We start from the raw sequence: 19,551 nt of genomic DNA, 5'->3' as shown, positions 1-19,551 counted from the left end.
AAGATCTCTGAATGGGGGAACCCACCTGAAAGTTTGTTATAATAGCCGCCGGTTCATTCCGGATGGCTGCTTATAATGGGCTTAACCAGGTACTTATAGACTGAATACATAGGTTTATAAGAGCAAACCCGGGGAACTGAAACATCTAAGTACCCGGAGGAAAGGACATCAATAGAGACTCCGTTAGTAGCGGCGAGCGAACGCGGACCAGCCGAGCCTGATGAGTGAGAAGAACATGTTGGGAAGCATGGCCATAGCGGGTGACAGCCCCGTATTCTAAGCTCTGAGGGACGTATTAAGTAGGGCGGAACACGTGAAATTCTGTCTGAAGATCGGAGGACCACCTCCGAAGGCTAAGTACTCCTTACTGACCGATAGCGAACCAGTACCGTGAGGGAAAGGTGAAAAGCACCCCGGCGAGGGGAGTGAAACAGTACCTGAAACCGAACGCCTACAATCAGTTGGAGGCCCCTTGAGGGCTGACAGCGTACCTTTTGTATAATGGGTCATCGACTTGGTCTCACAAGCAAGCTTAAACCGTTAGGTGTAGGCGCAGCGAAAGCGAGTCTTAATAGGGCGAATGAGTTTGTGGGATCAGACCCGAAACCGAGTGATCTAGGCATGGCCAGGTTGAAGGTGCGGTAACACGCACTGGAGGACCGAACCCACATCCGTTGAAAAGGATCGGGATGAGCTGTGCCTAGGGGTGAAAGGCCAATCAAACTCGGAGATAGCTGGTTCTCTGCGAAATCTATTTAGGTAGAGCGTCATCCGAATACCCCGGGGGGTAGAGCACTGGATGGGTAATGGGGCCCCACAGGCTTACTGATCCTAACCAAACTCCGAATACCCGGGAGTACTAGATGGCAGACACACGGCGGATGCTAACGTCCGTCGTGGAGAGGGAAACAACCCTGACCTCCGGCTAAGGCCCCCAATTCATGGCTAAGTGGGAAAGCAGGTGAGACGTCCAAAACAACCAGGAGGTTGGCTTAGAAGCAGCCATCCTTTAAAGATAGCGTAACAGCTCACTGGTCTAATCAAGATGTCTTGCGGCGAAGATGTAACGGGGCTCAAGCCATGAGCCGAAGCCGAGGATGCACATAGTGCATGGTAGCAGAGCGTAGTGTGACATAGTTCCATGCGTCCTTATCTTCCTGCGGGAAGAATTGGACGCAAGGAGCTTTCGATGAAGCGGGCGCGTGAGCGATCCCGTGGAGAGATCACTAGTGAGAATGATGACATGAGTAGCGACAAAGAGTGTGAGAGACACTCTCGCCGAAAGTCCAAGGGTTCCTGCTTAAAGCTAATCTGAGCAGGGTAAGCCGGCCCCTAAGCCGAGGCCGAAAGGCGTAGGCGATGGGAACCACGTTAATATTCGTGGGCCAGGAGGATGTGACGGATTGTGAAGGTAGTTCATCCTTATCGGATTGAATGGGCTGCTGATCAGTCCCTGGAAATAGCCCTCCATCAGACCGTACCCTAAACCGACACAGGTGGACAGGTAGAGAATACCAAGGCGCTTGAGAGAACGATGTTGAAGGAACTCGGCAAAATACCTCCGTAAGTTCGCGAGAAGGAGGCCCGGGTCCTACGCAAGTGGAATCCGGGGGCACAAACCAGGGGGTGGCGACTGTTTATTAAAAACACAGGGCTCTGCGAAGTCGCAAGACGACGTATAGGGTCTGACGCCTGCCCGGTGCCTGAAGGTTAAAAGGAGGGGTGAGAGCTCCGAATTGAAGCCCAGGTAAACGGCGGCCGTAACTATAACGGTCCTAAGGTAGCGAAATTCCTTGTCGGGTAAGTTCCGACCTGCACGAATGGCGTAACGACTTCCCCGCTGTCTCCAACATCGACTCAGCGAAATTGAATTGCCTGTCAAGATGCAGGCTTCCCGCGGTTAGACGGAAAGACCCCGTGCACCTTTACTACAGCTTCGCACTGGTATCAGGATTGTGATGTGCAGGATAGGTGGTAGGCATCGAAACCGTGACGCAAGTCGCGGTGGAGCCTCCCTTGAGATACCACCCTTCGCACTCTTGATATCTAACCGCGGTCCGTTATCCGGATCCGGGACCCTGCGTGGCGGGTAGTTTGACTGGGGCGGTCGCCTCCTAAAGAGTAACGGAGGCGCGCGAAGGTTGGCTCAGAGCGGTCGGAAATCGCTCGTTGAGTGCAATGGCAGAAGCCAGCCTGACTGCGAGACTGACAAGTCGAGCAGAGACGAAAGTCGGCCATAGTGATCCGGTGGTCCCGAGTGGAAGGGCCATCGCTCAACGGATAAAAGGTACGCCGGGGATAACAGGCTGATACTGCCCAAGAGTCCATATCGACGGCAGTGTTTGGCACCTCGATGTCGGCTCATCTCATCCTGGGGCTGGAGCAGGTCCCAAGGGTACGGCTGTTCGCCGTTTAAAGAGGTACGTGAGCTGGGTTTAGAACGTCGTGAGACAGTTCGGTCCCTATCTGCCGTGGGTGTAGGATACTTGAGAGGAGTTGCCCCTAGTACGAGAGGACCGGGGTGAACGAACCACTGGTGGACCTGTTGTTGCGCCAGCAGCAGTGCAGGGTAGCTATGTTCGGACAGGATAACCGCTGAAGGCATCTAAGCGGGAAGCCCCCTCAAAACAAGGTATCCCTGAGGGCCGTGGAAGACCACCACGCCGATAGGCCGGAGATGTAAGTGCAGCAATGCATTCAGTTGACCGGTACTAATCGCCCGATAGGCTTGATTTGATCCAGTAACAGACAGTGTTACTCAAAACCAAACAAGCAAACACATCCCAAGTGCAAGACTTGGACAACGTTGATTGTAACCGACGCAAGTTGCCCGTGCCTGCCGCCACCCGGCGGTGACACAGCAACCGGGCGGCATCTCGCGCATTTGCTGAAGCAAATACGCTGCCTGCCGCTCGCCAGCCTTGCTTCGCAAGGCCGTCGGAATTGGATTTTTCTTGGTTTGGTGGCTACAGCACAAGTGAAACACCCGGTCCCTTCCCGAACCCGGAAGTTAAGCACTGTCGCGCCGATGGTACTTGGGCTCAAGCCCTGGGAGAGTAGGTCACCGCCAAACCTAGTAAAATCCAATAATCTCTCAATACGGTCTCAAAAAAACCTGACGCGGGATGGAGCAGCCAGGTAGCTCGTCAGGCTCATAACCTGAAGGTCGCAGGTTCAAATCCTGCTCCCGCAACCAACACTAATTAACCTGACATATCAAAGGCTTCGGATCTACCATCCGGGGCCTTCTTCGTGTGAGCTACTCCCCAATTGTTGGACAGGTTCTGGCGTAATTTAAGCTACTCTCTGCTCCTGCTGATCGGGTTGGGTTTTGTGTTTTCTCAGCCAATAGACCACGGCCGGGGGTTTGCCGCCAAGGGCGGAATGTGGGCGTTTTCGGTTGTAGAACTCGATCCACTTTCCGACGCCGACTGGACCTGCACCGTTTTCGTTCCGGTGTGTAGCTCATGTTAGGCGGCGATCTTTTCGAAAGCCACGGGTGATTTCCAGCCGATGGCCGAATGCCGTCGGCGTGGGTTGTAGAAGCCGTTGATGTATTCGAAGACGGCCAGTTCGACCTCTCTGCGGGTCTGCCAGGTCCGGCGCCAGATTAATTCGGCCTTCAGCGACTTGAAGAAGCTCTTGGACCTGTCGCGTTTTCGTGCCGCCCCAAGTGCTCGTTTAAGCCACTTTTCGTTCGAACGCGACGGGGCTTTTCCAACCGAGTGCTGAGTGTCGGCGGCGCGGATTATAAAAGCCGTTGATGTATTCAAAGATGGCCATCTCCGCTTTTCGTCGCGTTTCCCAGGGATGCCGCCAGATCAACTCAGCCTTGATGGTTTTGAAGAACGTTTCGACGGCAGCATTGTCGTAGCAATTGCCCTTGCCGCTCATCGACACCTTGAAGCCATGCTGGCGCAGAAGCTTCTGATAGTCGTGTGAACAATATTGCGACCCGCGATCCGTATGATGAATGCAACCTTTGGGCGGCTCCCGGAAAACTATGGCCATGTTCAACGCTCGGATATATGCTTCCGGCGGAGGCTGTCTGACGAGATCACGGCTCTGGTGGTAAGTCCGACCTTATGACCGACGATAAGTTCAGACCTGAGATTGAAATCCTTTCTTCCGCAGATGCGCCGCGACGGCGGCACTGGAGCGATGCCGACAAAATCCGGATCGTGGAGGAGAGCTTCGTGGGGCATCGCCAGGTGGCAGCGACAGCGCGGCGGCATGGTGTATAGCGCTCTCTTTTGACGATATGGCGGCGGCAATACAGGGACGGGGAACTTGGCGACGAGACCTCACCGGCATTTATCCCGTTGACGCTTTCGCCTGGGACGCCCGCGCCAACACAAGTCGCACAGTCTGGAGTCGACGATGTACAGCTCGAGATCGTGCTGAGGAACGGGCGCCGGCTCCTTGCCCCCTCCACAGTGGACCCCAAGATGCTGTCCCGGCTTCTTCCGGTGCTGGAGGGGCGATGATCGCCTTCCCGGCGGGGGTGCGCGTTTGGATCGCGGGCGGAGTGACCGACATGCGGCGCGGCATGAACACCCTGGCTCTAACTGTTCAGCAGGGTCTTGGACGTGACCCGCATGCGGGTGAGATCTTCTGCTTCCGAGGGCGCAAGGGCGACCTGGTCAAACTGCTTTGGCACGATGGCGTCGGCATGTCGCTCTACACAAAACGGCTGGAAGCGGGGAAGTTCATCTGGCCTGCCAGCGGGACCGGTGAAGCAGTACAGATCTCCGCCGCCCAGCTCGGATACCTGCTGGAGGGGATCGACTGGCGTAATCCGCGCTGGACACAACGCCCTGCAAAGGCGGGATAAATTGGAATCAGCAGCCCTTTTTTCATAGGTTTTGCGGTGTGCATGTGGTAGGTCTCGGCCATGTCAGATGCCGCTTCCGAGATTGCCAGATTGCGCGCCGCACTTGCGGCATCGGAAGCACGTGCCGAAGCTGCCGAGACTGAACTTGCGCAGGTCCGGGCGGTGGTCTCAACCTCCGAGGCGATGATCAAGCATCTCCGGCTTGAGATCGCCAAACTCCGGCGCGAACAATATGGCCACAGCTCGGAACGGCGTGCCCACTTGATCGACCAGATGGAGATGCAGCTCGAGGAGCTCGAAGCTGCGGCCGCCGAGGATGAGATCGCGGCAATGAGGCTGACGAAGACGGCGGCCGTGGCCGGCTTCGAACGCCGCCGCCCGGCACGCAAGCCCTTTCCGAACCATCTGCCGCGTGAACGTGTGGTGGTCGAGGCCCCCACGGCCTGTTCCTGCTGCGGCTCAGGTCGCATCGTGAAGATGGGGGAGGACATTACCGAGACGCTGGAGGTGATCCCTCGGCAATGGAAAGTGATCCAGATGGTCCGCGAGAAGTTCACTTGCCGGGCTTGCGAGAAGATCAGCCAGCCGCCGGCGCCCTTCCACCCCACCCCCCGTGGCTGGGCCGGTCCGAACCTGCTGGCGATGATCCTGTTCGAGAAGTGCGGGCAGCATCAGCCTTTGAACCGTCAGGCCGAGCGCTACGCAAAGGAAGGTGTCGATCTCAGCCTTTCGACGATTGCCGATCAGGTTGGGGCCTGCACCGTTGCACTTGAGCCCCTTCATGCGCTGATCCGGACCCATGTCCTTGAGGCAAAACGCTTGCACGGCGATGACACAACGGTGCCGCTGCTGGCAAAGGGCGGGGCAAAAACTGCCCGGCTCTGGACCTATGTCAGGGATGACCGCGCCTTTGGCGGCGGCGCTCCACCTGCCGCTCTGTTCCACTTCTCCCGTGACCGCGGAATGGCCAACCCGAACCGGCACCTCGCCGGGTGGCAGGGCATCCTGCAAGCCGATGCCTATGGCGGCTACAACGACCTCTACCGCGCCGGACGCGATCCGGCGCCAGTCAGCAGCGCGCTGTGCTGGAGCCATGCCCGGCGTAAATTCTTCGAGCTCGCCGACATCAAAGGAATAATCCGCAGGGGCAAGCCTGCCCATGACATCTCGCCCGTGGCGCTGGAGGCGGTGGCCCGGATCGACGCGATCTTCGACATTGAGCGCGGCATCAATGGCCTGCTCGCCGAAGAGCGGCACGCCATCCGGCAACGGCTGTCCCGCCCTCTGGTCAAGGCATTGCACGACTGGATGAGCACGGAGCGCGACAGGATGTCGAAGCATAACCCGGTCGCCAAGGCGATCAGCTACATGTTCACCAAGGACCGATGGGCGGCCTTCAGCCGCTTCCTTGATGATGGCCGTATTTGCCTGACGAACAATGCGGCCGAACGGGCCCTGCGGGGCGTTGCTCTCGGCCGGAAGTCTTGGCTCGTCGCCGGGTCAGAGCGCGGCGGCGACCGCGCCGCGTTCATGTATTCCCTGATCGTCACTGCCAGGATGAACGATGCCGATCCCCAAACCTGGCTGGCCGATGTCCTTGCCCGGCTGCCCGGCACGACGGCATCCCGTGTGCCGGATCTATTGCCGTGGAACTGGTCCCCGACCGAGAAAAGGATAGCTGCATGACCCCGATCGCCCGCCTGCGGATCATCCTGAACGACGTTGATCCTCTGCCTATGCGCCATATCGAGGTGCCGCTGAAGATCAGGCTCGACCGGCTGCATGAGGTTATGCAGGCAGCTATGGGCTGGACCGATACCCATCTCTATGAGTTCCGTGCCGGCGATGCTGGTTGGGGCATACCAGATCCGGATGGGTTCTATGATGGCCCGTTGCCCGCAAAGAAAACGACGCTGGAGAAGGTGCTCGAGGGGACCGGCGTCAGGACGGTCCAGTATATCTATGACTTCGGCGACGACTGGGACCGCAGCATCCGGGTCGAGCGGGTCAACGATGCCACCCCCGGCGTGCTCTACCCGCGGCTTCTCAAGGCCACCGGCGCCTGTCCGCCCGAGGACGTCGGCGGCGCCTGGGGCTACGAAGAGTTCCTCGAAGCCCTCGCCGATCCCGGCCACGAGCAACACGAGGACATGATCCGCTGGTCGGGTGGCGCCTTCGATCCCAACGATGCTCGGACCGACAGGATCGTCGAGCGGTTTAGCCAGCTTGCAAAGAAATGGACTCCGCGGCCCCGCAACCCCAAACCCTCCAAGGGCACTACCTGAGAACTGCCCACGTCCACGGTCTACGCCGGATGCTTACGCTCGGATCGCCAAGTCGCGTTTCATCCGGTTGCTCACGGCCCAGCCGATCACACGCCGTGAATGCAGATCGAGGATCACGGCCAGATACAACCAACCTTCGCAGGTCCAGACATAGCTAATGTCACCGGCCCACTTCTGGTTGGGCGCATCAGCGTTGAAGTCTCGATCCAGCAGGTTCGGTGCGATATTGAACTTGTGATCGCTATCGGTCGTCACCTTGTGTTTGCGGGTTCTGACGACGGATATGCCGTTCTGGCGCATCAAGCGGCCCACTCGGCGATGACCGACGTCTAGGCCGATCTCCTTCAGCTCTTCGGTCATTCGCGGCCTGCCATTGCTGCCCAAGCTGAGACGGGATTGTTCTTTGATGTGTGCCAACGTGACCAGATCTGATCGCTGCCTGCGGCTGGCCGGGCGGTTGCGGAACGCTCGTAGGCCGCGCGTGCTGACGCCGACAACATCGCATAACCGCTTGGCTGGGAAGTGGCCGCTTTGTTCTTCGATAAACCTAAATCTCATTGCTTTAGGCCCGCGAAGAACTGGGTGGCCTTTTTTAGGATTTCCCTCTCCTCCTTGAGAAGCCGGTTCTCACGTCGAAGCCGCTCATTTTCTTTGGCGAGGTCTAAATCCTCTTGTGAAACCACGTTCGTGTCGCGATGTGCGGTGATCCATTTGTTCAGCGTCGACATGCCAACGCCCAGATCATCAGCCACCTGCTTGCGCGTCAGCCCACTGGTCAGCGCAATACGCACCGCATCTTGGCGGAATTCGTCCGTCCGTTTCAGTCCCATAGTCAGTCTCCTTTGTTGCAGTAAATGCTAGCAAAGGAGCGGCATCAAACCGCGACAGGTCCAAAATGACTGCTTTCCGCCCTTCGTGCGCAAAGCTTGGACTTCAGTGAGCCGATTGAGCTCACTCTGAAGGTGACACGTTTTGCGCAGCCAGAGGCAATACTGCTGGCCAAAAAGGCAAAACTATCTGACAATTTACAGTGAAGATTTGGTGGAGCCTAGGAGGATCGAACTCCTGACCTCCTGCATGCCATGCAGGCGCTCTCCCAGCTGAGCTAAGGCCCCAAACCTGTCCGCTTTCCAGTGTCCGTTCCGTCTCCGGTGCGGTCCGTCTTGCGGTGTGAGCGTCGTTTAAGGGACGGCGGCGCAGGCTGCAAGCGTAAAATGCGCCGGGTTCCAAACTTTTTTCCGGCACTGCCGGAGGGCTGCCCGGGAAAGGCGAGGCGCTTCCCCGGGCAGCTGGAAATGCCTTAGGAATCGTCCTCGGGGGTCGACATGTCGGCAATCTCGTCCAGCGGAACGTTGTCCTCGTCATCGTCATCGTCCAGGACATCATCGCCCAGATCAACATCGACGTCGTCATCATCTTCCAGAACCGGGCTATCGCCTTCGAGGTTCTCTTTGGCCTTCAGGGTTGCCGCATCCTCGGCATCTGCCTCGATCATCCGGGTTTTGCCGGTGTCCAGCGCGACGGCCTCGCCCGTGTAGGGGCTGACGATCGGGTTCTTGTTCAGGTCATAAAAGCGCTTGCCAGTGGTGGGGCAGATGCGCTTTACACCCCATTCTTCCTTGGGCATGTGGATCCCCTTGATTTACTGGTGAGTCGTATCGACGATTCAGGTGCCTTGCCATATGAGGGGGGACTGTCAAAGCCAAAGCCTGGAAAGGGGCGCCTATGGCCGAACACCACCTGCCCGGAAACCCGCCGGTGCCGCTGACGCTGCGGCGGTCGGCACGGGCGCGGCGGATCAGCCTGCGGATATCCTCGCTGGACGGGCGGGTGACACTGACGCTGCCCAAAAGCCTGCCGGAACGGGCCGCACTGGCCTTTGCCGAGGAGAAGGCGGATTGGATCCGGTCGCATCTGGAAAAGCATCCCGAGGTAGTGGAAGCAGGGTTTGGCACGGTGTTGCCGGTTGATGGCCAGAACCGGGTGGTTGAGCGCGCGCCAGGACGGCGCATCCAGCTGGACGCGGGCCGTATTGCGGTGCCGGGGGACAGTCCGGGGCGGGTCTTGCAGCGTTACCTGAAAGAGCTGGCTCGCAACCGGCTGGCCGAGGCGTCGGATTTCTATGCCGCCCGGCTGGGCAAGGGCTACAGCCGCCTGACCTTGCGCGATACTCGGTCGCGCTGGGGGTCCTGCACCGCCGATGGCGGGCTGATGTATTCCTGGCGGCTGATCCTGGCGCCGCCCGCAGTGCTGCGTTATGTCGCCGCCCACGAGGTGGCGCATCTGCAGGAGATGAACCATTCGTCTGCCTTCTGGGCGGTGGTGGAACGCCTCTATGGCCAATACGAGCCGCCGCGCGGCTGGCTGCGCGAAAACGGCGCCGGCCTGCACCGTTACCGGTTCGGCGAATAGCGGCAAAGCTTTGACCCTGCGGATGCGCGGGCTAACCTCTTGGCAGGTACCTGTTTCCAGTTTCCCCGGTTCTTGAGGCTTGCCCGTGTCAGACAAACCGCAACGACGCCTTGCCGCCATTTTTGTGCTGGATGTCTCCGGTTTCAGCCGCTTGATGGCCGAAGATGAGGCTGGAACGCTGAACCAGGTTCTGGCGCAGCAGCAAAGCCTGATTGCTCCGGCGATCCGCAGCCATGAGGGCCGGATCATCAAGCTGATGGGCGACGGGGTGCTGGCAATTTTTCCCAGCGTGATCTCGGCGGTAGAGGCGGCAGCCGGGATCCAGGCCGCCGCTGCCCGCAACCGGCATCTGCAGCTTCGGATCGGTATCACTCTGGGTGAAGTGCTGATTGCCCAGGGCGATATCTATGGCGACGATGTCAATATCGCTGCCCGGCTGGAGGCTTTGGCACCGCTTGGCGGGGTGGCCCTGTCGGCTGAAGCATATGGCCAGGTGCGGGGCCGTATTCCTTATGCGTTCGAGGACCTGGGCCTGCATGAGGTCAAGAATATTCCCGAGCCTGTGCAGGTCTATGTGCTCGGCGATGAGCTGACCTCGCTGCCCAGTCTGCACCCGGTGGCCACACCAAATAAAGCGGACCAGGCAGCTTCGCCACCGCGCTGGCGGGCCGGGCGGCCTATGTGGCTGGCGCTGGCTGCATTTACGGTCCTGGCTGCGGCCGGCGGCGGCTGGTGGGCCGGGGGCATGCCGGGTCTGCAAGGGGCGGCGCAGACGGCCAGCGGGGCAGAGCAGACGCGGCCGCTGGTTGCCGTGATGCCCTTCACGGCGGCCTCGGCATCTCCTGAACTGGCGCAGGCGCTCACCGGCGAGGTGATCCGCGCGCTTGCCGCGGTTCCCGGCCTGGCAGTGGTGGCCCCGGCCAGCAGCCGGGCGGCGGCCGGACTGCCGCCGGACCAGGCGGCGAAACTGCTGGGAACAGAGTTCCTGGTCAGCGGCCATTTGCCTGCCGCTCCGTTACAGGGGATCCGGCTGGATATCCGCAGCCCGTCCGGGCAGGCAGCTCTGCCGCCCCGCCCGCAATCCAACCTGTCCGGCCTGGCATCTGCAGTGGCGGCAGATATTCTCAACGCCTTCAGCCAGCCGGTGCATGCGGCCGCGGCGGCGACAGGGCCGGATCAGGCGCTGATGCATATGCTGATGGCGCGCAGTCACCTGGCGGCTGGGCAGCAGCAAGAGGCCAGACTGGCCGTCAAACAGGCTTTGCAGCTGGCCCCCGGGCTGGCAAAGGCTAGAGTGCTGCAGGCAGAGCTTGACCTGGACTTGCTGACGGGCCCGCTGGCCGGCCTGCCGCAGCGCGCGGCCAAAGCGGCACAGCTGCTCGACGGGCTGCCTGAAACACCCGGAACCTTGCGCATCCGCGCCCTTGCGGCGCAGTTCAGCGGCGCGCCGGATACCGCCTTGACCCATGCGCAGGCGTTGGAGCGCTCTTTTCCGAACGATGCAGATGGCCATCTGCTGCGGGCCTGGCTGCTGCAGGTGGAGGGGCAGGGTGCCGCCGCCGAGGCCGCCTATGCCACTGCTTTGCGGCTCAACCCGGTGCCGTCTGCGCTTTATCACAGCCTGCGCGCGTCGATGCTGTTTGATGCCGGGCAAGAGGAGGCTGCCGTTGACACTGCCAGTGCGGCGCTGGCGCTGGAACCCCAGGCGCAGCTGGCCCAGGCGGTGCGCTGCGCGGGATTGGCCTCGCTTGGCCGCTTTGAAGAGGTTGGCAGCGCCTGCGCGCAGCTGCAGGCCGCAGGGCTGACACTGGATCAGGCAGCGAGCGCCTTTCCCTATGGTGCCAGGGCCGGGGGCGGCAGTGCGCTGCAACGGCTGCGCACCGGATTCAGCCTGGCAGGGTTGCCTGGCCGCCCCTGACGTGCTGCCCCGGACTTGGGGGCCGTGATCACACGCGCGGATCTGTCCGCTTGACCGCGGCGCAATTTGTGATCACTTGAGGGGATGAACCTGACTGCCCGCTCCCCCCAGGACGCTGCCGCCCCTGCCCACGACCGCGTCTACCGCGCTTTGCGCACCCGTATCATGCATGGTGAAATCACCCCCGGCGCTGCGCTGACGCTGCGCGGCATCGGCCGCGAATTCGGCGTCTCGATGACGCCTGCGCGCGAGGCTGTGCGGCGGCTGGCCGCCGAGGGCGCGCTGTTCCTGTCCTCTTCGGGGCGGGTATCCACGCCGGAACTGACAAATGAACGGATTGAGGAGCTGGCGGCCCTGCGCGCGCTGCTGGAGGTGGAGCTGTCCAGCCGTGCCTTGCCGCGCGCGCATATGGCCCTGATCGACCGGCTGCAGATGATCAACGGAACGGTTGCCGAGATGGTCACCAAACGCGACGCGGTCGGCTATATCCGCACCAATCTGGAGTTCCACCGCACCCTGTATCTGCGCGCCCAGGCACCGGCCATGCTGGCGATGGCCGAGACCGTCTGGCTGCAGCTGGGCCCCACCATGCGGGCGCTTTACGGCCGGTTGCGCCGCACCGACCCGCCGCAAAACCACCGCCTGATCATCGCGGCGCTGAAGGCCGGGGATGAACCGGGTTTGCGTTTGGCAGTGCGCTCTGACGTGACCCAGGGTCTGCGGCTCCTGGCCGGGTAGGTCTGTCTCCCGATCCTGCTGCCAGGTACGAGGGCGGAGGCACTCCCGCCTGTTCGGGTCAATTCGGAAATTGCCTCACAGTTGGGCGTGGCCCGGCGCCGTGGCGCCGGGCCACGCCCAAGGCCGCCAGCGGCACTGGCAAAGCCGGTGCCGCGCGGGCGCGGGAGGGTCTGCGTGAACCGAAGTTGCCAAGTTCCGAATGTCCAGTGTGCATTGAGGTTGAGCAAACCTCGTCCAGCCCCTCAGAACCGGGTGATTACGGTGGCGCCTACGGATTGGAACCGGTCCATTTCCATCAGTGAAGCCACCGATTGCTCCAAGCTGATTTCCTGGCCGATCAGCCGGCCGGGCGCTAGCTTGCCGGATTGCACCATGTCCAGCATTGCACCGTAGCGATGGGCCTGCATGCCGTGGCTGCCAAGGATCTCCAGTTCATCCGCGATCACCCGCGCCATCGGAACCTGCGGCGTGCTGTGATCCGCCAGCATCAGCCCCACTTGTACATGCTTGCCGCGCTTGCGCAGGCAATTGACCGAATTGAAGCAGGTGTCCGGGTGCCCCAGCGCGTCCAGCGACACATGCGCCCCGCCGCGGGAGATCTCCCGCACCGCTTCTGCCGCATCCGCGACGGTGCTGGCATCGACCCCGGCAACCGCGCCCAGGCTGCGGGCCAGCGCTAGCTTCTCCTCGGATATGTCTACAGCGATCACATTGGCGCCAAGGGCGGTGGCGATCATCACCGCCGACAGCCCAACGCCGCCGCAGCCATGCACCGCCACCCATTGCCCGCCGGAAACCCGGCCTTGATCCGCCACTGCGCGGAAGGATGTGGCAAAGCGGCAGCCAAGGCTGGCGGCAGTGGCAAACCCCATGGTTTCCGGCAACGCTACCAGGTTCAAATCCGCATGATGGATGGACACATATTCGGCAAAAGATCCCCAATGGGTAAAGCCGGGCTGGAACTGGCTGTGGCAGACCTGCTGGTGGCCGGCATGGCACTCCGGGCAGCTGCCGCAGCCGCCAACGAACGGCACTGTGACCCGGTCGCCGCGCCGCCATTTGCTGACATCCTTGCCAACCGCGGCAACCGTACCTGCCAGCTCGTGGCCCGGCACATGCGGCAGGGTGATATCCGCATCATGCCCCATCCAGCCGTGCCAGTCGCTGCGGCACACACCGGTTGCCTCAACCTTGATCACCACGCCGTGGGGCGCCGGAGCTGGATCCGGCAGCGAAACCACTTCCGGTGTTTCACCAAAGCGTTCATAGAGCACAGCTTTCATCGGGGCAGGTTCCTTTGACGGTTGCAAGAGATAAGGCTTATTAGCAGGCAGCTGCCGGGGAGAGTATTTCTGATGCCTCTGCAATTCTGGAGAAATCCGGCGTAGTCTTTCCAGAAATGCCACTATTGAGCAGGAGTCTTTCGCTGTGGAGCAAATTGATAAGGTGGATGCCCGTATCCTGGACTGTCTTCAGCGCGATGGCAGGCTGTCCAATGCTAAGCTGGCGGAACGGCTGTCGCTCAGTGAAACGCCCTGCTGGCGGCGGCTGAAACGGCTGAGCGAGTCCGGCGTGATCGAGGGGTATCAGGCGGTCCTGAACCGCCGCGCGCTAGGGTTCGGAGTGATGGCCTTTGTCCAGCTTAGCTGCACTGAACATGACGCGGCCACGACAGCAGACTTCCAGCGCGCCATCGAAGCCAGCCCGAATGTGCTGGCCTGCCATAATACCACCGGGGACGCGGATTTTCTGCTGCAGGTGGTGGCGTGCGATCTGGATGATTACAGCCGCTTCGTTGAAACCGTGCTGCGCCGGTTGCCGGGGGTGTCGGGGATCAAGTCCAGCCTGTCCTTGAGGGAGCTGAAATCGTCCAGTCATTTGCCGGTGAGCGATCTGCGGATGTGAACAGCGCTGACCTGCGCAAATGGCTCCCGGCCAGCGGCTCCCGCCTGCGCAGGCCTGCCTGTCAGGCAGACCCTCGCAATTGGGCCCGGCCCGGTGCCCTGGCACCGGGCCGGGCCCAAGGCCGCCAGCGGCGGCGGCGTCAGCCGGCGGTGCGCGGGCGCGGGAGGGGTTCCGCCACCTGCGCCCTTAAGATCCGGTGCGCCTGATCAGGCCCCGCTGCCGGTATAGTAGGGTGAGTTCATTGCCCGGCTGGCCGCCTCGGTGACCGAGGCATCAAAGACCCGTGTGTAAAAGGCGCAGCCCAGTTCCGCCGCAGTTTCCGGGAACAGGTTCAGCGCAAAATCCAAAGCGTTGTCCAGCGTGTCAAAGGCGTCGAACCCACCCAGTGTCCGGGTCTGCAGCCCGCTCAGCCAAACCTTGTTCTGCAATCCCGGCAGCATTTTCAACGCCGCGTTGCGCGCTTGCCAGGGGGCTTCTTCAAACGGCACCGACAGTTGCAGTTCGGTGTACACAAACGCCCCTGGAGCCGCAGTCCCGCTGTTGTAATGCGCCGCACCCATGTCGCGGCTGGCCGTGGCGGTGGCTTCGGCGTCAAACACCCGCGTGTTGTGGGCGACGCCAAAGCTGCGCGGCTCGCCCGGGAAATAGCCAGTCACAAAGCTGCGGGCGTTTTCAATGCTGTCAAAGGCATAAAAACCGCCAATGGAATTATTGCCATGGCCGGACAGCCAGGTCTTGTTCAAAAAACCTGGCTGTTTCCGGATCGAGGCGTTGATCTCCTGCAGCGGCACCTGGTCGAACGGCACTGAGATGGCGACTTCGGTGTAGACAAAGGCTTTTGGGGTCATGGCAGTTTCCTGTGTTTTGGCAAGAGAAGGCAGCAGCATCGCCCCGGCTGAGGCTGCAATCAGCTGGCGGCGGGACAGCCGGGATCGATCGCGGAAGGCCGCGTTGTTTTGGTCGTGGGTCATGTTGGCTCCGGTTTATTTGCTTGCATTTTGCAAGTGAATAAGGGTTCGCATGATGGCTTGCGTTTTGCAAGTATAAAAACTACCAAGAGTTCATGACTGATAAGCACAGCAAATACGGGTCCGGCTGCCCGGTGGCCTATGCCCTTGATATCTTTGGCGACCGCTGGAGCCTTCTGGTGATCCGCGACATGGCGGTGAAGGGCGCGCGCACCTATGGCGAGCTGTTGAACGGCGGGGAGGGGATCTCGACCAACATCCTGGCGCAGCGGATGAAGCAGCTTGAAGAGGCGGGGATCCTGAGCAAAAGCAAGGATCCGCAGAACGGCCGCAGCTACATTTACACACTCACGCCAAAGGGCCGGGATCTGGCGCCGGTACTGGCAGATATCGCCCTGTGGAGCGCCAGATACAACAAAGCCGGCCACGCGATGACCGGCTTCAGTGACAAAGTGCAGGCAGACCGGGACGGCGTTATCACCCGGATCCGCGCGGGTAAGCTGCCTTAGGCCGCCAGCCCTTTGGAGCCGATGTCCAGGAATTTCTGGCGCCGGTCTTTGATCAGTTCGTCTGCGGTCTTGCCCTTCAGCTCGTCCAGCATATCCTGGATCGCGCCGCTGACCGAGGCCATTGCCGCCTTGGCATCACGATGCGCGCCGCCCAGCGGTTCCGGGATGATCCGGTCATTGACGCCCAGCTTCTGCAGGTCCTGTGCTGTCAGGCGCAGCGCTTCCGCCGCTTCGCGCATCTTCTCGGCATCCTTCCACAGGATCGAGGCGCAGCCTTCAGGGCTGATCACCGAGTAAACCGAATGTTCCAGCATCGCCACACGGTTGGCCGAGGCAAAAGCCACCGCACCGCCGGAGCCGCCCTCACCAATAATGACTGAGATCAGCGGCACGCCGATCTTGAGGCACATCTCGGTCGAACGCGCAATTGCTTCCGACTGGCCGCGCTCCTCGGCGCCCTTGCCGGGATAGGCGCCGGCAGTGTCGACCAAAGTGATCACCGGCAGCTTGAAGCGGCCGGCCATCTCCATCAGCCGGATCGCCTTGCGGTAGCCCTCAGGGCGGGCCATGCCGAAGTTGCGCTCAATCCGCGATTTGGTGTCGCTGCCTTTCTCATGGCCGATCACCACCACCGGCTGATCGTTGAACCGGGCAAGACCGCCCATCACAGCCAGATCGTCGGCAAAATTCCGGTCGCCGGCCAGCGGCGTGTATTCGGTGAACAGCGCCTTGATGTAATCCTGGCAATGGGGGCGGTCGGGGTGCCGTGCCACCTGGCATTTGCGCCAGGGCGTAAGCTCCTTGTAGAGGTCTTTCAGCAGCTGAGCCGCCTTGGCGTCCAACGCCGCGGCCTCATCCGCCACGTCCATTTCCTCATTCGCGCGCGCCAGCGCCCGCAGTTCCTCCGCCTTGCCTTCGATTTCGGCCAGCGGTTTTTCGAATTCCAGATACTGGGTCATGTCGCCTCTGCTCAGCGGGTTTGCCGTTATATGGCCTTAGCAGCGCCAAGATGCAACTCAGCAAGATTTGTGATCTGCTGCCATGGCATGAGGGAAGAGCTAAAGAGCGCAAGGGAGGCACCGCGAATGGCCGCCAGTTACGAAGACCGGATCCTGCGGGTTCTGGCCTATATCCACGGCAACACCGATGGCGATCTGTCGCTGGACAGGCTGGCCGATGTGGCGGCGATGTCGCGGTTTCACTGGCACCGGGTATTCCGCGCCCTGACGGGTGAAACCTGCGCCCATGCGGTGCGCCGCATCCGGCTGCACCGCGCCGCGGGCTGGCTGGTGCAGGGGGACATGCCCATTGCGCAGGTTGCGGCCCGCGCCGGCTACCCCAATCAGAACAGCTTCTCCCGCGCGTTCTCTGATTCTTACGGCAGCAGCCCGGCGGCCTTCCGCCGGGCGGGTCAATTCCGGCTGCCGAACCCAACCCTCAGAACAGGAAGTTACCCGATGTATGACGTGATCACCCGCACCGACCCCGCCCGCCGCCTGGCCGGCCTGCCGCACAAGGGCGCCTACATGGAAATAGGCAAAAGCTTCGAGGCCTTCGGCGCGATCTGCGAAAGCCGCGGATTGTGGCCGCAGCTGGGCGCGATCACCGGGGTCTATTTCGACAGCCCGGACGCGGTGCCCGAAGCGGATCTGCGCAGCTTTGCCGGGGCAGAGCTTACCGGCGGCACGCTGCCCGATGGGATGGAGGAGGTCAGCCTCCCCGGCGGTAAAACCGCGGTGCTGACGTATAGGGGGCCGTATTCTGGCCTCCATGCCGCCTATCACAGCCTGTTCGGCAATTGGCTGCCGCAGTCCGGCGAGGAGCCGGCCGATCAGCCCTGCTATGAGATCTACCTCAACAATCCGCGCGACACCGCGCCCGAGGATCTGCTGACCGAAATCTGCCTGCCGTTGAAGTAGCCCTACGCCTGCAGCAGGATCGCTGCCAATGACGCCAGCAGCAGCGCGGCCATGGTCCAGTTGAACGCCCGCAGCTGCGCGGGCCGGGTCAGCAGCCGCCGCAGCTGCTGGCCCAGCATGGTCCAGGTCGATGCCGAAAAACAGCCGATCAGCAGGTAGGTGCCGGAGACCCACAGAATGGCACTCAGGTCGCGGCTGGCGGCATAAAGCGTGATTGCCCCCAGCGCCATCGCCCAGGCCTTGGGGTTGACCCATTGAAAGGCGCAGGCCTGCACAAAACTCAAAGGCCTGCCCTCGGCTGCCCCCTCCCGCGGCGGCGCGGCATTGGCGATCTTCCAGGCCAGCCACAGCATATAGGCCACCGACAGCACCGTCATCACCGGGGTCAGCACCGGGAAGGCATCAAACAGATGCATCACCCCCAGCCCGACCGGCAGGATCATCAGCGGAAAGCCGACCGCCACTCCCAGCAAATGCGGAATCGTCCGGTGAAAGCCGAAATTGGCCCCCGAGGCCATCAGCATCAGGTTGTTCGGGCCGGGCGTGAAGACCGTGCCAAAGACAAAACCGGCCAGCGCAAAGAGGAGTTCATAGGTCATGGGCAAGAAGATTGCGCAGTGATTGCCAAATGAAATTGCGTTTTGCAGCGTTTGCTGCGTAATTTCACAATCAATGGCGAAGAATGATAAGATAAACCAACGAATATTGCAGGAACTCACCCGGGACGGCCGGATCAGCAATCTGGAACTGGCCGAGCGTGCGGGCCTTTCGCCCTCGGCCTGCCTGCGCCGGGTGCAGGAGCTGGAGCGCGCCGGCATCATAACCGGTTACCGTGCCGTGCTGGACCGGCAAAAGCTGGGGATAGGCTTTGCCACCTATATCGGCGTCGGCCTGGGCGAGCACACCAAGGACGCGCAGGAAGCTTTTGAACTTGCCATGCAGGCCGCGCCCGAGGTGGTTGAATGCCACAACATCACCGGCACCATTGAATACCTCCTGCGCGTCGAATGCGCCGATCTGCCCAGCTACAAGAAATTCCATACTGATATCCTGGGCACGTCTCCTTATGTCACAGCAATCACCACCTATGTAGTAATGGGTTCGCCCAAAGACTTGCGGGCGTGATCCCTTGCCGGCTTTGGATTTTGAGTATTTGTAAAAAGGTGAACAAAGAGCTTCTTCATCTTTCTCCTAAATACTCACTGCGAAACGTCTGCCGCAAAGACAACGTTTAGCATGCGGGCGGATACGCCCGCCCGCCTCCGCCTTATTGGCGGCGCCGCCAATCCTTAACCGCCACGCTGATACGGCACTGGGTAACGGCACAGGGAACATGATCCAGAACAGATGAACAACCGGCGGGGCAGAGGGCCTTGCCGGGCAAAACTCGTGGCCGGGGTCAACTGGTTCAGCGGTGTGCCAGCAAAACCCGCATGGCAATCTCCGGCGAGGCCAGCACCGGCACCTGGGTCTGCGCCCGCAGCACTGCTGCCGCCCCGGCCATCGAGGCCTGCGCCAGCACAACGCAGCCAAAGGCGCCATCCTTAAGCGCCATTGCGATGCTTTCTGCTATGGCAGCAGAAAAATCCGCACCGGCGCCCGTTTCAAACAACGGCCAGTGCTGCCCTAGAAACATCGGGGCCAGTTGCGGATCACACCCGCCAAAGGCCCGCCGCAGCAGCGCCTCTGATGGGGCCGCGGTGCTGTCCAGGCAATAGGCCATCAGCACCGGCCCGCCGATCCGCGCCGCTTCCTGCATCATCGGCCAGTCGACGCGGATGGCGCCTGCCTCCTCTGTTACCGGACCAAGGGTGGTGCAGGTGCACAGCACCGGGCCGTCAGCCGCGCTGATTGCCGCAGCAATCTCTGCTTTCAGGTCCGCGCCAATGCCATCCCGCGCCCGCGCCAGCCAATCGCTGCGCACTTGCTGGTTCAGATCCGTTTCGGGTGCCAAAGCCCGGAACGTCCTAGCATGCACCTCTGCCGTATGCAGCAAAGTCAATTTTGTCATCAAGCTCTCCATACGGAAAAGGCGCCCCATCGGGACGCCTTTGCACTTTGTC

18 protein-coding genes, 2 tRNA genes, 2 rRNA genes and 3 pseudogenes (1 of these 25 running past the window's edge) are annotated in these 19,551 nt (G+C 61.3%); 14 read left to right on the top strand and 11 right to left on the bottom strand.

Features of this window, described 5'->3' with window-relative positions; translation table 11 throughout:
• The 3 genes from ETW23_RS17200 to ETW23_RS17190 all read left to right on the top strand — a co-directional run.
• Positions 1–2,736 (top strand): 23S ribosomal RNA (locus tag ETW23_RS17200); it begins 107 nt to the left of the window's first position.
• A 222-nt stretch (positions 2,737–2,958) separates the two neighbouring features.
• Positions 2,959–3,073, top strand: a 5S ribosomal RNA gene (gene rrf, locus ETW23_RS17195).
• Positions 3,074–3,119: 46 nt separating this feature from the next.
• Positions 3,120–3,196: transfer RNA gene (locus ETW23_RS17190), tRNA-Met, on the top strand.
• 98 nt (positions 3,197–3,294) lie between these two features.
• Here ETW23_RS17190 and ETW23_RS26845 read toward each other — a convergent pair.
• The 3 genes and pseudogenes from ETW23_RS26845 to ETW23_RS17175 all read right to left on the bottom strand — a co-directional run.
• Positions 3,295–3,414 carry a hypothetical protein gene (locus tag ETW23_RS26845; protein ID WP_134831346.1) on the bottom strand — a complete coding sequence of 40 codons (120 nt, stop codon included), beginning with the start codon at positions 3,412–3,414 and terminating at the stop codon, positions 3,295–3,297.
• Between the two features lie 56 nt (positions 3,415–3,470).
• Positions 3,471–3,644, bottom strand: a pseudogene (locus ETW23_RS17180) (IS3 family transposase); the annotation flags it as partial.
• A gap of 37 nt (positions 3,645–3,681) precedes the next feature.
• A pseudogene (locus ETW23_RS17175) lies at positions 3,682–4,026 on the bottom strand (DDE-type integrase/transposase/recombinase); the annotation flags it as partial.
• A gap of 59 nt (positions 4,027–4,085) precedes the next feature.
• Between ETW23_RS17175 and ETW23_RS26840 the strand changes: the two are divergent.
• The 4 genes from ETW23_RS26840 (at position 4,086) to ETW23_RS17155 (ending at position 7,119) form a co-directional block, all read left to right on the top strand.
• Positions 4,086–4,244, top strand: coding sequence for a transposase (locus tag ETW23_RS26840; RefSeq protein ID WP_247676998.1), 159 nt, complete (start codon positions 4,086–4,088; stop codon positions 4,242–4,244).
• 239 nt (positions 4,245–4,483) lie between these two features.
• Positions 4,484–4,834 carry an IS66 family insertion sequence element accessory protein TnpB gene (gene tnpB, locus ETW23_RS17165; RefSeq protein ID WP_134830743.1) on the top strand — a complete coding sequence of 117 codons (351 nt, stop codon included), beginning with the start codon at positions 4,484–4,486 and terminating at the stop codon, positions 4,832–4,834.
• 60 nt (positions 4,835–4,894) lie between these two features.
• Complete coding sequence (locus ETW23_RS17160; protein ID WP_134830742.1) at positions 4,895–6,520, top strand: IS66 family transposase; 1,626 nt, start codon at positions 4,895–4,897, stop codon at positions 6,518–6,520.
• On the top strand, positions 6,517–7,119 hold the full coding sequence (locus tag ETW23_RS17155; RefSeq protein ID WP_134830741.1) for a plasmid pRiA4b ORF-3 family protein: 603 nt from the start codon (positions 6,517–6,519) through the stop codon (positions 7,117–7,119). The genes ETW23_RS17160 and ETW23_RS17155 overlap by 4 nt, the downstream gene beginning before the upstream one ends.
• A gap of 36 nt (positions 7,120–7,155) precedes the next feature.
• Here the strand turns inward: ETW23_RS17155 and ETW23_RS17150 are convergent.
• From ETW23_RS17150 to ETW23_RS17140, 3 genes and pseudogenes are all read right to left on the bottom strand, one after another.
• A pseudogene (locus tag ETW23_RS17150) lies at positions 7,156–7,949 on the bottom strand (IS3 family transposase); the annotation flags it as partial.
• Between the two features lie 209 nt (positions 7,950–8,158).
• Positions 8,159–8,234, bottom strand: a tRNA-Ala gene (locus ETW23_RS17145).
• A gap of 185 nt (positions 8,235–8,419) precedes the next feature.
• Positions 8,420–8,746 carry a TIGR02300 family protein gene (locus ETW23_RS17140; RefSeq protein WP_129369681.1) on the bottom strand — a complete coding sequence of 109 codons (327 nt, stop codon included), beginning with the start codon at positions 8,744–8,746 and terminating at the stop codon, positions 8,420–8,422.
• A gap of 98 nt (positions 8,747–8,844) precedes the next feature.
• Between ETW23_RS17140 and ETW23_RS17135 the strand changes: the two genes are divergently transcribed.
• The 3 genes from ETW23_RS17135 (at position 8,845) to ETW23_RS17125 (ending at position 12,187) form a co-directional block, all read left to right on the top strand.
• Positions 8,845–9,531, top strand: a complete 687-nt coding sequence (locus ETW23_RS17135) for a M48 family metallopeptidase (RefSeq protein WP_134830740.1) — start codon at positions 8,845–8,847, stop codon at positions 9,529–9,531.
• Between the two features lie 85 nt (positions 9,532–9,616).
• Positions 9,617–11,449, top strand: a complete 1,833-nt coding sequence (locus ETW23_RS17130) for an adenylate/guanylate cyclase domain-containing protein (RefSeq protein ID WP_134830739.1) — start codon at positions 9,617–9,619, stop codon at positions 11,447–11,449.
• 84 nt (positions 11,450–11,533) lie between these two features.
• Positions 11,534–12,187, top strand: coding sequence for a GntR family transcriptional regulator (locus ETW23_RS17125; protein WP_129369684.1), 654 nt, complete (start codon positions 11,534–11,536; stop codon positions 12,185–12,187).
• Positions 12,188–12,429: 242 nt separating this feature from the next.
• Here the strand turns inward: ETW23_RS17125 and ETW23_RS17120 are convergent, their stop codons facing one another.
• The gene (locus tag ETW23_RS17120) at positions 12,430–13,470 is read right to left on the bottom strand and encodes a zinc-dependent alcohol dehydrogenase family protein (RefSeq protein WP_134830738.1); all 1,041 of its coding nucleotides are present in this window, start codon (positions 13,468–13,470) and stop codon (positions 12,430–12,432) included.
• A 145-nt stretch (positions 13,471–13,615) separates the two neighbouring features.
• Between ETW23_RS17120 and ETW23_RS17115 the strand changes: the two genes are divergently transcribed.
• Entirely contained in the window at positions 13,616–14,092 is a 477-nt protein-coding gene (locus ETW23_RS17115; RefSeq protein WP_129369686.1) for an Lrp/AsnC family transcriptional regulator, read from the top strand.
• 206 nt (positions 14,093–14,298) lie between these two features.
• Here the strand turns inward: ETW23_RS17115 and ETW23_RS17110 are convergent, their stop codons facing one another.
• Positions 14,299–15,063 (bottom strand): YdhR family protein, encoded by a 765-nt coding sequence (locus tag ETW23_RS17110; protein WP_134830737.1) that lies wholly within the window; start codon positions 15,061–15,063, stop codon positions 14,299–14,301.
• 92 nt (positions 15,064–15,155) lie between these two features.
• On the opposite strand from ETW23_RS17110, the gene ETW23_RS17105 reads away from it, so the two are divergent.
• On the top strand, positions 15,156–15,569 hold the full coding sequence (locus ETW23_RS17105) for a helix-turn-helix domain-containing protein (RefSeq protein WP_129369688.1): 414 nt from the start codon (positions 15,156–15,158) through the stop codon (positions 15,567–15,569).
• On the opposite strand, the gene ETW23_RS17100 is transcribed toward ETW23_RS17105, so the two are convergent.
• The gene (locus ETW23_RS17100) at positions 15,566–16,528 is read right to left on the bottom strand and encodes an acetyl-CoA carboxylase carboxyltransferase subunit alpha (protein ID WP_129369689.1); all 963 of its coding nucleotides are present in this window, start codon (positions 16,526–16,528) and stop codon (positions 15,566–15,568) included. The genes ETW23_RS17105 and ETW23_RS17100 overlap by 4 nt on opposite strands.
• 126 nt (positions 16,529–16,654) lie before the next feature.
• On the opposite strand from ETW23_RS17100, the gene ETW23_RS17095 reads away from it, so the two are divergent.
• A complete protein-coding gene (locus tag ETW23_RS17095; protein WP_134830736.1) occupies positions 16,655–17,488 on the top strand; it encodes a GyrI-like domain-containing protein in 834 nt (277 codons plus the stop codon).
• Between the two features lie 2 nt (positions 17,489–17,490).
• Here ETW23_RS17095 and ETW23_RS17090 read toward each other — a convergent pair whose 3' ends face one another.
• Positions 17,491–18,087, bottom strand: coding sequence for a LysE family translocator (locus ETW23_RS17090; RefSeq protein ID WP_129369691.1), 597 nt, complete (start codon positions 18,085–18,087; stop codon positions 17,491–17,493).
• Between the two features lie 73 nt (positions 18,088–18,160).
• Here ETW23_RS17090 and ETW23_RS17085 point away from each other — a divergent pair, with 73 nt between their 5' ends.
• Complete coding sequence (locus tag ETW23_RS17085) at positions 18,161–18,613, top strand: Lrp/AsnC family transcriptional regulator (protein ID WP_134830735.1); 453 nt, start codon at positions 18,161–18,163, stop codon at positions 18,611–18,613.
• A 283-nt stretch (positions 18,614–18,896) separates the two neighbouring features.
• On the opposite strand, the gene ETW23_RS17080 is transcribed toward ETW23_RS17085, so the two are convergent.
• The gene (locus tag ETW23_RS17080) at positions 18,897–19,499 is read right to left on the bottom strand and encodes a hypothetical protein (RefSeq protein ID WP_134830734.1); all 603 of its coding nucleotides are present in this window, start codon (positions 19,497–19,499) and stop codon (positions 18,897–18,899) included.
• Between the last annotated feature and the right edge of the window lie 52 nt (positions 19,500–19,551).

The organism is Leisingera sp. NJS201 (assembly GCF_004535885.1).
GTDB lineage: Bacteria > Pseudomonadota > Alphaproteobacteria > Rhodobacterales > Rhodobacteraceae > Leisingera.
This window is presented reverse-complemented; position numbering and strand designations above follow the sequence as displayed.